General features: G+C 63.3%; 13 protein-coding genes. 8 read left to right on the top strand and 5 right to left on the bottom strand.

Annotated elements, in window-relative coordinates; translation table 11 throughout:
* From B3873_RS10035 to B3873_RS10025, 3 genes are all read left to right on the top strand, one after another.
* Window positions 1-338 (top strand): FixG Ig-like domain-containing protein (locus B3873_RS10035; protein ID WP_286865714.1); only part of this gene is annotated, 338 nt, incomplete at its 5' end.
* Window positions 339-391: 53 nt separating this feature from the next.
* Complete coding sequence (locus tag B3873_RS10030) at window positions 392-937, top strand: FixH family protein (RefSeq protein WP_276843988.1); 546 nt, start codon at window positions 392-394, stop codon at window positions 935-937.
* A 75-nt stretch (window positions 938-1,012) separates the two neighbouring features.
* Window positions 1,013-1,270 carry a hypothetical protein gene (locus tag B3873_RS10025; protein ID WP_039784829.1) on the top strand — a complete coding sequence of 86 codons (258 nt, stop codon included), beginning with the start codon at window positions 1,013-1,015 and terminating at the stop codon, window positions 1,268-1,270.
* A gap of 95 nt (window positions 1,271-1,365) precedes the next feature.
* On the opposite strand, the gene fnr is transcribed toward B3873_RS10025, so the two are convergent.
* The 4 genes from fnr to B3873_RS10005 form a co-directional block, all read right to left on the bottom strand.
* The gene (gene fnr / locus B3873_RS10020) at window positions 1,366-2,217 is read right to left on the bottom strand and encodes a fumarate/nitrate reduction transcriptional regulator Fnr (protein WP_039784830.1); all 852 of its coding nucleotides are present in this window, start codon (window positions 2,215-2,217) and stop codon (window positions 1,366-1,368) included.
* 362 nt (window positions 2,218-2,579) lie between these two features.
* Window positions 2,580-3,650 (bottom strand): fatty acid desaturase, encoded by a 1,071-nt coding sequence (locus tag B3873_RS10015; protein WP_039784831.1) that lies wholly within the window; start codon window positions 3,648-3,650, stop codon window positions 2,580-2,582.
* Window positions 3,651-3,904: 254 nt separating this feature from the next.
* Complete coding sequence (locus B3873_RS10010) at window positions 3,905-4,531, bottom strand: OmpW/AlkL family protein (RefSeq protein ID WP_199900250.1); 627 nt, start codon at window positions 4,529-4,531, stop codon at window positions 3,905-3,907.
* Between the two features lie 232 nt (window positions 4,532-4,763).
* Window positions 4,764-5,831, bottom strand: coding sequence for a 1-aminocyclopropane-1-carboxylate deaminase (locus tag B3873_RS10005; RefSeq protein WP_039784832.1), 1,068 nt, complete (start codon window positions 5,829-5,831; stop codon window positions 4,764-4,766).
* 197 nt (window positions 5,832-6,028) lie between these two features.
* On the opposite strand from B3873_RS10005, the gene B3873_RS10000 reads away from it, so the two are divergent.
* Window positions 6,029-6,490, top strand: a complete 462-nt coding sequence (locus tag B3873_RS10000) for an Lrp/AsnC family transcriptional regulator (RefSeq protein WP_017454720.1) — start codon at window positions 6,029-6,031, stop codon at window positions 6,488-6,490.
* A 67-nt stretch (window positions 6,491-6,557) separates the two neighbouring features.
* Window positions 6,558-7,526 carry a prolyl aminopeptidase gene (pip, locus tag B3873_RS09995; RefSeq protein ID WP_286865708.1) on the top strand — a complete coding sequence of 323 codons (969 nt, stop codon included), beginning with the start codon at window positions 6,558-6,560 and terminating at the stop codon, window positions 7,524-7,526.
* Between the two features lie 92 nt (window positions 7,527-7,618).
* Here the strand turns inward: pip and B3873_RS09990 are convergent, their stop codons facing one another.
* Complete coding sequence (locus B3873_RS09990; protein WP_286865716.1) at window positions 7,619-8,143, bottom strand: MarR family winged helix-turn-helix transcriptional regulator; 525 nt, start codon at window positions 8,141-8,143, stop codon at window positions 7,619-7,621.
* A gap of 191 nt (window positions 8,144-8,334) precedes the next feature.
* On the opposite strand from B3873_RS09990, the gene B3873_RS09985 reads away from it, so the two are divergent.
* From B3873_RS09985 to B3873_RS09975, 3 genes are read left to right on the top strand one after another with little or no spacing between them, the layout of a single operon-like run.
* On the top strand, window positions 8,335-9,540 hold the full coding sequence (locus B3873_RS09985) for an HlyD family secretion protein (RefSeq protein ID WP_286865707.1): 1,206 nt from the start codon (window positions 8,335-8,337) through the stop codon (window positions 9,538-9,540).
* Entirely contained in the window at window positions 9,537-11,105 is a 1,569-nt protein-coding gene (locus tag B3873_RS09980) for an MDR family MFS transporter (RefSeq protein WP_286865705.1), read from the top strand. The genes B3873_RS09985 and B3873_RS09980 overlap by 4 nt, the downstream gene beginning before the upstream one ends.
* Window positions 11,105-12,583 (top strand): efflux transporter outer membrane subunit, encoded by a 1,479-nt coding sequence (locus B3873_RS09975; protein WP_286865703.1) that lies wholly within the window; start codon window positions 11,105-11,107, stop codon window positions 12,581-12,583. The genes B3873_RS09980 and B3873_RS09975 overlap by 1 nt, the downstream gene beginning before the upstream one ends.
* The last annotated feature ends 292 nt before the right edge of the window (window positions 12,584-12,875 follow it).

Genomic DNA, 12,875 nt, shown 5'->3' with positions numbered 1-12,875 from the left:
CGCCGCTGAAGCTGGATGTGATCCGTGATCGCGGTTCCATGGGCCGCGAGGTCGAAGACGGCATCATTGAAAACGTCTACCGCTTGCAAGTCATCAACACCGATGAGCGCGGCCATCGCTATCGCATCAGTGCGAGCGGTATCGAAGGACTGACCGTCGATCCGGCCGGCCCCATCGAACTGGCCGCCACCCAGACCCTGATGGTGCCGGTGCGGGTGAGGGCGCCGCATGGAGCGGGTGAGTCCGGTTCCAACAAGATTCATATCGAATTGCAGGCAGAGGACCAGCCCGCGCTGCATGTCAGCGAGAAGGCCGTCTTCCTGGTGCCGCGCCGCTGAGGGCGGCAGCTGGCAAAAATCACATGAACCAAACGTCATATCGAGAGGAAACCATGCAGACTGTCTCCCCCAAGCTTGGCAACACCGCTCCCTGGTATCGTCACCGCTGGCCCTGGCTGCTGATGTCCGGCCCGGCCGTAGTGGTGGTAGCGGGGATCTTTACCGCCTGGCTGGCCATCTCGCGGGCCGATGCGCTGGTGGCTGACGATTACTACAAGCAGGGCAAGGCCATCAACAAGGACCTGCGCCGCGATCATGAGGCGCAGCGCCTGGGCGCGGCCATCGGCATCGCCTATGACCCGGCCGCTGCCGTGCTGCGCGGCCGTCTGCAGATGCGCCAGGTGCCTGCCGCCGGCGAAGAGGGCCAGACCCTGGTGCTGAACCTGGTACACCCGACCCAGCCGGCCAAGGACCGCACGCTGCTGGTGCGTCCGGCCGCCGATGGCAGCTTCTCGGTACCGCTGGCGGAGATGGAACAGGCACGCTGGCGCCTGGTAGCCGAGGATGGCAGTCACAGCTGGCGCCTGCACGGTACCTGGGTGTGGCCGCAACAGCGCAGCATCGAAATGAATGCGGAGGCCTACGCACCGGCCGAATAATGCGCTAAGCTGGAGTGAAGCCGGCTTCAAGACCGGCCATCTTCGGATGAAACTTCATGCGTCAAGGAGACAGCCATGCGCAAACAGCAACGCAATCTTGCCATCGTGGTCTGGGTGGCTTTCCTGATGGCCATCGCGGCCGAGGGCGTGTTCTTTTCCCTGTTCAATCCCGAGGAGCTGGCCATGGTGTCCGGCCACGAATGGGAAGCGCTGGGCGCCTATACCGTCGGGTTCTTCTGTTTCTGGGGAAGTTTCGCCGTCTGCGGCCTGCTGGCCGTGAGGCTGACGCGCGCCCTGCCGAGAGAGCGCTTGCGTCATTACGTCCAGGGCTGAACGCCTTGGAACGCTTCAATCAACACTGAATTGACTTGGGTTGGCTCGGGTTGGCTTGAAGTCGGTGCTGCCACCGATTTCAAGCCTGCAAGCCTTCAGCTGGCTGCTCGCGCGGTAGCTGCTGCCGCCGGTGCCGGTGTGCAGGCATCGACGCCGGCCGCCAGGCGCTTGAGCGCGGCCAGGTCCACCACTTCCACATCGCGTTGTTCCACCGCCAGCAGGCCTTGCTTGCGGAACTTGGAAATCAGGCGGCTGATGCTTTCGATGGTCAGACCCAGGTAGTTGCCGACGTCCTGACGCGTCATGCGCAGCTGGAAGCGCGTCGAGGAATAGCCGCGTGCGGCATAACGTGAAGACAAATTCACCAGGAAGGCAGCAAAGCGCTGCTCCGCACGCATGTTTCCCAGCAGCATGATGACGTTCTGTTCGCTGGTGATCTCGTGGCTCATCATGCGATGGAAGTGGCGCAGCAGATGCGGGATCTGGCCGAACAACTGTTCCAGGCGGGCAAACGGGATCTCGCAGACTTCACTGTCCTGCAGGGCCACTGCATCGCATTGATGCTGCTCGGTGCTGATGGCATCCATGCCCAGCAGTTCGCCAGGCATCTGGAAACCGGTGATCTGGCGGTCGCCGTCGAGGTTTTCCTGATAGGTCTTGAAATGGCCCACACGCACGGCGTAGAGCGCGGTGAAGCGGTCGCCGATACGGTACAGGAAGTCATCGCGGGCGACCTTGCGGCGGCCGATGATCTTGTCCAGGCGTTTCATGTCGGATTCATCCAGACCCATGGGCAGGCACAGCTGGTGCATGCCGCAGGCGGTGCAGCTGCGCAGCGCAGAGCTGGCGGCGGCTTCGCGCGCGGCGGTCAGCGGCGAGCATTGGGTCAGGGGCGCGGCGGCGTTGTTGGCAGCGGCGAGCGAAGTGGAGTGGCAAGGCTGGTTCATACGATGTTCCCGGCGGACTTGTGGCAATCGAATGACTCGATTTTAAGTGCGCGGAACGTGATAGGCAGCACAGTATTCCCGAATCAGACGGCATTTCTTGTCCCAGATCAAACTTGGTCCAAGTAAGCGCCCGAAAGGGCGGGCATGGCTGGCTCGGGGCGCCGGAATTCACTGAAAAACGTCAGAACTGACAGCGGCTGACGACGGCGAACCATGCGGAGAAGAGAAGCGGCCTTGATGGGGGAAAGTGGGCGGTATCGCGGGGTTACCGGGGACCCGCGAATGCCCTTCCATGCGACCGTCTTGTTATTGAAACTTCAGAACCTTCGTGGCTTCCTGAATGGAGCAGCCTTGGCTCCCGTTCAAACTTCAGCCGTAGGCTTGCTCATGTCCGGCAATGGCAGCGGAGTGCTGGTCGGGCGGCCACGATAGTCGGTCCAGCACAGGCGCTTGAAGTCATACAGCTTGCAGCGGCGCGCCGTGTCGAAGTACCAGCGCCAGGAGAAGCGCTGGATCACGATACGGCCGGGCAGCATGGTTTCCAGTTTCTTCTGGGCTTGCTTGAGGCGATATAGCGGCACGCTCATGTCCACGTGGTGCGCGGTGTGTTCCATGATGTGATGCAGCAGCGAACCCCAGTAGCGGCCAAAGGTCAGGTGCACGGTGGTGGAGACGAAGGGTTGCGCAGCAGCCCAGGTGATCTTGTCTTCATACCAGGCCACCGAGGTATGCGTATGGTGCACATACACCACGAAGCCGATCATGGCCTTCCAGAACAGCAGCGGAATCGCAAAGCCGGTCACCAGCAGGGTCCAGAAGGATTGTTCAGTCGCCTGCGCGGCCCAGGCCAGGCCGGCGATCCAGACGACGGCGACGGCGGTCACCAGCACGCCATCCCACATGAATTCAGCACGGCGGGTCGGCATCTGCTTCTTCGAGGGGAAGTACATGCGCTTCCACCACATGTCGATCATGTAGTACAGGCCGGGACCGAAGCCGCTGCGGTAGATGCGCTCCAGGCGCTGACGCCAGCGCGGCAGGGCGCGGAATTCTTCCAGCGAGCGCGGCTGCCAGACGAAATCAAAACCCTTCAGGTTGGTATAGCCGTGGTGCACCACATTGTGACCGACTGCCCACAGGCTATAGGGCGTGAGCGAGGGCATGAACAACAGGCGGCCGAGCCAGGTATTGAGCTTGCGGCTGGGCGTGAAAGCCTGGTGGCAGGCATCGTGGCCGAGGATGAACAGGCGGCCGATGATGAAGCCATTGACCACGCCCAGCGCGATCTTGGCCAGCAGCCACGGGGCCCAGACGATGGCCGCCAGGCTGGCACCGAACAGGCAGAAATCCAGCACCGACAGTGCCAGGGCGATGGCCGTGCTGCGCTGGCTGATGGGGATCACCCAGGAGCGGATGATCTTGCGATGGGGCATCGGTGCGCCGGGCGCGACCGGGGTATTGGGGTGCGAAGTCGTCGACATCGTAATTAACCTCTTCCTACTATCAAACGGTGGACGGGCGGAGCATGCCGCAGGAGACTGCTCCAGCTAACGCTGCAAGGGCGGATGGCGTTGCAAGGGGTGGCTGCCGGAAACCGGTGGCGGGGACGTTAGCGCGGATCCCAAAAAACAACGCGACCGGTCATCATCGATGACGGATCGCGCCGTTTGGGTGCGGCAAGAATACCTTAGAAACGGTAGCCCACGCCAACGCCGATCAGCCACGGGTCGATCTTGACGCTGGAAATCTTGGTGCCGGACGCGGTCTTGACGTCGCTGGAGATCTGCACCTTCTTGATATCGAAGTTGATCAGCCAGTTCTTGTTGATCTTGTAGTCGGCACCGATCTGCAGGGCACCGCCGACGCTGTTGCTGTCCAGTTGCAGGCCGTTGGCCAGATCCACGCCGGAGATGCGGGTGTAGTTGATACCGGCACCGACGTAGGGGCTGAAGACTGCTTCAGGCATGAAGTGGTATTGCAGCAGCAGGGTTGGCGGCAGGTGCTTGAAGGTACCGATCTTGTTGCCGTCCAGGCGCACGTCCTGCTTTTGCGGATAGGTCAGCACCAGTTCGGCGGCGATGTTCGGGGTGAAGAAGTAGCTGATGTCGAGTTCCGGAATCACCTTCTCGTTGATGGTGATGCGGTCCGAGGCGCCGGTGCCGCCGACCGGGTCGGACTTGTTTTCCGGGCTCAGATCAACGGCGCGCACGCGCACCAGCCACGGGCTTTGCGCTTCTTGCGCGAACACGGGAGCAGCGGCGAAGGAGGAAGCCAGGGCGGCAACGGCGGCAGTGATGGTGACGATTTTTTTCACGGTGTTTTACCTGTCGAGTGAGGATGTCCGAAAGGTACGCGTGAAGCTTTCTGCAGGCTTTGATGCCGATCAAGCGCGTGGATACATCGGGCAAAAATGCCCTCGCCGGCGGGAACTCGCCTCGCAAAAACGACACAAGCCCCGGCCTGCATGAACAGGCTGGGGCTTGGTGTGCAGCGTGGCGGATATCCGGATTGCTATCAGGATATCCGCCTGTGCGCGGGGATCCCGCTTACTCCTTGTAACGCGCTTCGCGGGCCAGCTTGGTCAGGTTTTCCGGATCTTCGAAGGCCTTGTAATAAGCGTTCAGTGCCGGGGCACCGCCGAGGTGGGCATACAGCACGCGCTGGCCCTTGAAATGGCCCTTCTTGGCCATGTCGATCAAGCCATCGATGGATTTTCCTTCATACACCGGATCGGTCAGCATGGCTTCCATTTCGGCGGCGGTGCGGATGGCGGCGATGGTCTGCTCGCTCGGCAGGCCATAGGCCGGGCCGCTGTAGTCGGGGATGATCTCGATGTCGGCATCGCGCACCACCACGCGCTGGCCACCCTTGGCGGCGATCAGTTCGCTGGTGTCGTTGGCGATCTTGGTGACGGCGCGGCGGGTCATGGCTTCATCGTCGGCGGTGTCGATGCCGATGACGCGGCGGCGCTTCTCCTGGGCGGCGAAACCGACCACCATGCCGGCCTGGGTGGAACCGGTACAGGTCGCCACCACGATGTTGTCGAAGAAGATGCCCAGCTGCTGTTCCTGCATCGCCACTTCGTCGGCGAAGTTGGCATAGCCCAGGCCGCCCAGCGGGTGGTCCGATGCGCCGGCCGGAATCGCATAGGGCTTGCCGCCCTTGGCGCGTACTTCTTCCAGGGCACGGGCCCAGGTGTCCTTCTCGGTGGTGGAGTAGCCATAGCCGCCCATGATCGGGTTGCCGCCCATGATGCGGGTCAGCAGGATGTTGCCGACCTTGTCGTAGACCGGATCATCCCATTCCAGCCAGGTTTCCTGCACGGTATAGGACTTCATGCCCACGGCGGCAGCGGCCGCGCAGACCTGGCGCGTGTGGTTGGACTGGATGTTGCCGATCGAGACCAGGGTGTCGCAGCCCTTGGCCAGGGCATCGGCCACCAGCCATTCCAGCTTGCGGATCTTGTTGCCGCCGAAGGCCAGGCCCGAGGAGACGTCATCGCGCTTGGCCCACACTTCCACGCCCAGCATGGCGGACAAGCGTTCCAGCTTGTGGATGGGGGAGGGGAAGAAGCCCAGGGTCTTGCGAGGGAAGAGTTTGTCGAGTGCCAGCATGGAGTGCTCCGGTTCAGTTGGATGGTCGAAAGGGTCCGAATCTGGTTCGATTCATGGTGAATCGCCGGGATCAACTTTACGCCGGAGGATTAAAATGGTGCTTCCGAATTTATGGCATGATTCGTGATGAAAAAGCGATGTAAATTATTTCAGGCAAAGAAAATTGCGATAAACAAGATTTCAGAGAAAGATTCATCATGTCACTGGACCGCATGGACAAGCGCATCCTCAAGGCGCTGCAGAAGGACGGCCGCATCGGCAATGCCGAGCTGGCCAAGAAGCTGGGCATGAGCGCCACCGCCTGCTGGAACCACACCAAACGGCTGATGGATGAGGGCTATGTGAAGGAAGTGCGGGCCATCCTCGATCCCGAGAAACTGGGCCTGCCGGTGCTGGTTACCGTGGGCGTGGTGCTGGACCGTTCCACTCCCGAAAGCTTTGCCGAGTTCGAGAAAGCGGTGCGCGAGATCGCCGCCGTGCAGGAGTGCCTGCTGCTGGCCGGGGAATTCGACTACTGGATCAAGCTGCGCGTGAAGGACCTGCAGGCCTTCAACCGCCTGCACGCCAATACGCTGCTGCGGCTGCCGGGCGTGCGGCAATTGCGTTCATTCTTCGTGCTCAACGAAGTGAAGAACAATCCGGAACTCGTGGTGGAATGAGGACTCTGCGTTCCTTTCACGCACACCCTATACTGCATCTTTTGTCTTCACCCTCAAGGATCTGCTGATGACCACTTCTGCTCCTGCCACCCTGCGCGGCCTCTATCCTCCCATCGAACCGCATGACCACGGCCTGCTCGACGTCGGTGATGGTCACCAGGTCTACTGGGAAGTCTGCGGCAACCCCAAGGGCAAGCCGGTGGTATTCCTGCACGGTGGCCCCGGTGGCGGTTGCGGTCCTTCGCATCGCCGTCTCTTCAACCCGGAGAAATACCGCATCGTCCTGTTCGACCAGCGCGGCTGTGGCCGCTCGCTGCCGCATGCCAACCTCGACGCCAACACCACCTGGGATCTGGTGGCTGACATCGAACGCCTGCGCGAACTGCTGGGCATCGAGCGCTGGCAGGTCTTCGGTGGCTCCTGGGGCAGCACGCTGGCGCTGGCCTACGCACAGACCCATCCGCAGCGCGTGACCGAACTGGTCCTGCGCGGCATCTTCCTGTTGCGCCAGGCCGAGCTGGATTGGTACTACCAGGAGGGCGCTTCGTGGATGGTGCCGGATCGCTGGGACGAATTCCTGGCCCCCATCCCGGCCACCGAGCGCGGCAACCTGGTGCATGCCTATCGCAAGCGCCTCACCGGCGATGACGAAGCCGCCAAGCTGCAGGCCGCGCGTGCCTGGAGCCGCTGGGAAGCTAGCACCATTACCCTGGTGGCCGATGAACGCCTGATCGATTCCTTCAACGATGCGCAATTCGCGCTGGCCTTTGCGCGCATCGAGAACCACTACTTCTTCAACAAGGGATTCATGGAGGAGGGGCAGTTGCTGGCCAATGCCTCGCGCCTGGAAGGCATTCCCGGCGTGATCGTGCAGGGCCGCTACGACCTGGCCACCCCGGCCAAGTCGGCGTGGGACCTGCACCAGGCCTGGCCCGGTTCGCAATTGCACCTGATCGACAGCGCCGGTCACGCCTACAACGAACCCGGCATCCTTGATCAGCTGATCGCGGCCACCGATCGCTTCGCCGATCTGTGACGCATGGCGGTGAACGCGGCCAGCGATCTGGCCGCACGTCTGTCTGACGCTCCCCTTTGCGGGAGCGTTTTTTTTATGCCTGTTCAGTCGGTTCAGCCTTTCTTGCGGCTGCGTTTGGCGGGTAGCTCATCCGTTGCTGCGGCTGGCACAGGGGCGTTCGAGGAATACACCTCTTCCAATTCAGCCAGCCGATGGTTGAGCTTGCCCAATACAGTGGTCAGCGCCGCGATTTCCTCTTCGCTCAGGGCGGCGAACAGTCCGTCGATGAAGGTTTTTTTCACCGGCTCCGAGGCCCGCAGCACTTCTTTGCCCGACGCGGTCAAAGCGATGTATTTGACCCGGCGGTCAGTGGTGTCGCCATTGCGCTGGACCAGTCCGTCGCGCTCCAGGGCATCGATGGCCTCGGTGATGGTGCGCGGCGCGAAGCCAAAGGCCGTGGCCAGGTCGGCCGCGCGCACCGGGCTGTTGCGTTCGATGTGGCCGAGCATCTTGTTGCGCGCCAATGAGGCTCCTTCGCCGGCCATGAGCTTGTCCAGCGTGCGGTGCGAGCGGATGTAGTAGTCGCGCAGCGCCTCGGCGGCACTGCTGCTGTCATCGTTTGTAAAGCCTGTAGACATGATTTTTCCAGATACCATATCATATGGTACCTCATTAATTTCCCCGTTCGGTTGGGGAAAGCTGTATTGACCCCGTATTGCCACTGTATTGGTGCTGGCGCGTGAAGTGTATTGCTCCGTATCAATACAGTGTTGCCCAGTGTATTGATTCAGTTAGCAGCCCTCCGCGCCCAGATATTAGGATAAAAAAGATGACCGACGCCACACCCAGCAACACACCGAGCAATACAGAAGCCAGTTCCTCCCGGCCGGATGCCTCCACCAACGGCAGCAACAAGAACAACGCTCCCAAGAAACGCATGAGTCCGCGCGCCCGCTTCATCCTGCGTGCGCTGGGCTTGCTGGTGCTGGTGATCGTGGCGGCCTGGGTGCTGTACTACCAGTTCCGCGGCAAGTATCTGGAGAGCACCAACGATGCCTTCGTCCAGGCCGACAGCGTGACGGTGTCCTCCAAGGTGACCGGCTATGTCGACCAGGTGCTGGTGGCGGACAACCAGATCGTCAAGGCCGGCCAGCCGCTGGTGCGCATCGATGCGCGCGATTATTCGGCGCAAGCCGCCCAGGCCAAAGCCCAGATCGACGCCGCCAGCGCCAGCGAGGAAGCCGCCCATGCGCAACTGGCCGAACAGCAGGCCGCCATTGCGCAGGCCAAAGCGCAGCTGGCCTCAGCCGACGAAGATGCCCGCTTCGCCACCGCCGAAGTGGAGCGCTACACGCCCTTGGCGGCTTCCGGTGCCGAAACGCGTGAACGCCTGACCACCTTGCGCAACCAGCAGGCCCAGGCCCGCAGCACGGTCGCCGCACGTCGTGCTGCGCTGGATGCGGCGCAGCTGCGGGTACGCTCGCTGCAGGCCCAGGTGCGCCAGGCGCAGGCCCAGGGCGAGACGGCCAAGGCGCAATACGATGCTGCCAGCGTCAACCTCGGCTATACCGAGATCCGCGCCGCCGTCGATGGCCGCATCGGTGACAAGCAGGTCCGCGTCGGCCAGTTCGTCTCGCCTGGTACGCGCATGATGACCGTGGTGCCGACCCGCTTCTACGTCTCGGCCAATTTCAAGGAAACCCAGATCGGCATCATGCGCATCGGCCAGCCTGCCATCATCAAGGTCGATGCCTTGCCGGGCGTAGAATTCCACGGCCATGTGGAAAGCCTCTCGCCGGGTACCGGCGCGCAGTTCTCGCTGCTGCCGCCGCAGAATGCCACCGGCAACTTCACCAAGATCGTCCAGCGCGTGCCCGTGCGCGTGGCCGTCGATGCTACGCCGGAAGAAACCCGTGCCTTCGTGGCCGGCCTGTCGGTGACGGTGGAAGTCAACACCATCGCGGCCAAGGATGAATTGCGTGAACTGCGCGAACGCAACAGCGAGACCAACGCCACCCGCAAGGAGTCGCAGTGAGCGGCGCGGCCCCCGCCCAGCCCGTCGGGCAGGGCGCCCAGCCGGAGAAAGCCGATGCCGCCGCCTGGCTGGCGGTCGCTGCCGGTACGCTGGGTGCGCTGATGGCGACGCTGGATATCTCCATCGTCAATTCCTCGCTGCCCACCATCCAGGGCGAAATCGGAGCCTCAGGCACTGAAGGCACCTGGATCGCCACCGCCTACCTGGTGGCCGAGATCGTCATCATCCCCATGTCGGCCTGGCTGGAACGGCTGCTGGGATTGCGCGTGCTGTTGCTGACGGCGGCCAGCCTCTTCACCTTGTTCTCGGTGCTGTGCGGCCTTTCGACCACGCTGCCGATGATGATCGTGGGCCGGGTCGGGCAGGGTTTCACCGGCGGCGCGCTCATTCCCACCGCCATGACCATCATCGCCACGCGCCTGCCGCGTTCGCAGCAGCCGGTCGGCAATGCCCTGTTCGGTGCGACCGCCATTCTCGGCCCGGTGCTGGGGCCGGTGATGGGTGGCTGGTTGACCGAGAACGTCAGCTGGCACTATGCCTTCTTCATCAACCTGCCAGTGGGTGCGGCCCTCATCACCTTGCTGCTGGTGGCCATTCCCTATGAACGGCCCAAGTTCGAGCAGCTGGCCGAGGCCGACTGGTTCGGCATTGCCGGCCTGGCACTGGGGCTGGGTGGGCTGACGGTGGTGCTGGAAGAGGGCGAGCGCGAGCAGTGGTTTTCCTCGCCGGATATCCGCTGGCTGGCGGCTACCTCCGTGCTCGGCTTCATCCTGCTGGCCATCGGGCAGGTGCGCGCGCGCCATCCGGTGATCCAGCTGCGGCTCTTGCGCGACCGCCAGTTCGGTTCCGTGGTGATGATGGCCATGATCGTCGGCGTGGCGCTGTATGGCACGGCCTACGTGATCCCGCAATTCCTCTCCGGCATTGCCGGCTACAACTCGCTGCAATCGGGCTGGATCGTGCTGCTCTCGGGCGTGCCGATGATCCTCATGATGCCTTTCACGCCCTTGCTGATGCGGCTGGTGGATATCCGCATTGCCGTGGGCACAGGCTTCCTGCTGCTGGCTACCTCGGCCTTCATCGAGACCGACCTGAGCCCGCTGTCCTATGGCGGCTCCTTCGTGGCCTCGCAGCTGATGCGCGGGGTGGGCACGGTGCTGGCGATGCTGTTCCTGAACCAGGCGGCGATCCGCTCGGTGCCGCCGTCGCAGGCCGGGGATGCATCCGGCCTCTACAGTGCCGCGCGCAACCTGGGTGGCTCGCTGGCGCTGGCAGCCATTGCCGTGATCCAGGACCAGCGGCTGTGGCTGCACAGCCGCCGGCTGGAAGAAAGCCTCAACGCCAATTCCGACCTGGTGCAGTCCGGCATCGCCGCGCAAGCCCATCTGCTGGGCGGGCAGGATGTGGCGATCCAGCTCATGGGCGCGACCATCCAGGCGCAGGCGCTGACCATGACCTATGCCGACCTGTTCTGGATGCTGGGCGTGGCCATCCTCTGCGTAACTCCGCTGGTGCTGTTCCTGCGCCCCTTGCCGACCAATGCCGCACCGGTGGCTTCTCATTGATGATCAACATGGACAAGACTTCCTCTTCCTTCCCGGCCGTGCGCCTGATCGCGCTGGCGGCCGCTGCGCTGCTGGCCGGCTGTTCCGCCCTAGGACCGGAGTACGCCGGCCCGCCCGAAGCCGCCCCGCAAGCGGCACACAGCCAGCAATTCGTTCGCGGCGGCGACAGCGCCAATAGCGCCGCGCCGATCAATCAATGGTGGCAAGGCCTGGGCGACAGCGAACTGAACAGCCTCATCGAGCGCGCCCTGCAAGCCAATCCAAATCTGGGCGTGGCGCGTGCCCGCCTGCAGCAATCGCGTGCGGGGCTGGCGCTGGAACAGGCCAATGCCGCCCCCAGCGTCGGTGCCTCGGCCCTGGCCGGACATGCGCGCCTGCCGCCGGCCAACCTGGGCGCGCTGACCGGCGGCTCCAGCTCCGGCAATGGCTCGCCGACCAGCGCCAATCTCTACAGCGTGGGTTTTGATGCGAGCTGGGAGATCGATCTTTTCGGTGCCCGCCGCCGAGCGGTGGAAGCGGCCACGGCCACGGCCGATGCGGCGCAGGCCTCGCTGGCCGATGTGCAGGTGAGCCTGGCCGCTGAAGTGGCCAATGCCTACATCAGCCTGCGCGACCGCCAGCTGCGTCTGTCGCTGGGCCAGGAAGCGGTGCAGGCGCAGGAGCAGATGCTGCAGCTGACCGGGCAGCGTGTCGAGCGCGGCACGGCCTCTTCGCTGGATCAGCTGCGCGTGCAGAACCAGCTTGATGCCAGCCGTGCCGACCTGGTCCCGCTGCAGGCCGAGCGCGATACCTACCTCAACCAACTGGCCACGCTGCTGGGACAGGAGCCGGGCACGCTGGACAGCGAACTGGCGGCCACAGCCCCCGTGCCGCTGCCGCCGCAACAGGTGGCGGTGGGTGATCCGGTCTCGCTGCTGCGTCGTCGTCCTGATGTCCGCGCTGCTGAACGCACGCTGGCCGCCGATACGGCCAAGATCGGGCAGGCTGAAGCGGCGCGCTATCCGAGCCTGAAGTTGTTTGGCGTGATCGGGCTCGGTGGAACGCATCCTTCGGACCTGACGCGCCTGGATGATTTTGCGGCGCTGGGTGCGCCCATGCTGAGCTGGAATTTTCTCGACTTTGGCCGCGCCAAGGCCCGTGTCACGCAAGCCGAGCGGGTGCGCGACGAGGCCGAGATGAAGTATCGGCAGTCCGTGCTGGAAGCCCTGCGCGATGCCGAGGATGCGCTCTCGCGCTTCCGCTATGGCCGGGTGAGCGTGGCCACCATCGCGCGTTCCAAGGTCTCCGCCGACCGTGCGCTGGTGTTGGCGCGGCAGCGTTATCAGGCAGGTACCGGGACGCTGATCGAAGTGCTAGACACCACGCGGCAGCAGATCACCGCGCAGCAGAATCTGTTGCAGGCCGAGGCCAATCTGACGCGCAGTTTTGTGGGAATTCAGAAGGCGCTGGGGCTGGGGTGGTCGGAGGAAGCGCTCTGACATGCGGCAGCCGATACGGGTGATGAGCTCCGTATCAGCCACCTCCGTTTTCTTCACATCGCCGCAGGCTGCAATGCCTGCGGCGATTTTCTTATCCGCTCTTTTGCTCGGTGCCTTTGCATGGACGGCACTGACGCTTCTTCCTTTTGGCAGTGACCCGCAGACGGGTTTCGCGCGTCATCCTTCCTTCGGTCGCCCCCTCACCTGAGGTACGACGCTTCACCTCCCTCCGCCCTGAACAGCACCAAAAGACAATGTCCAGAAAGGCCTTGTCCCTCGACAATGCGCCCCT

Origin of the sequence: Herbaspirillum sp. UBA812 (assembly GCF_002296545.1) — a bacterium.
GTDB lineage: Bacteria > Pseudomonadota > Gammaproteobacteria > Burkholderiales > Burkholderiaceae_D > Herbaspirillum > Herbaspirillum huttiense.
The sequence above is the reverse complement of the archived record's forward strand: the minus strand, read 5'-3'. Positions and strand labels throughout refer to the sequence as shown.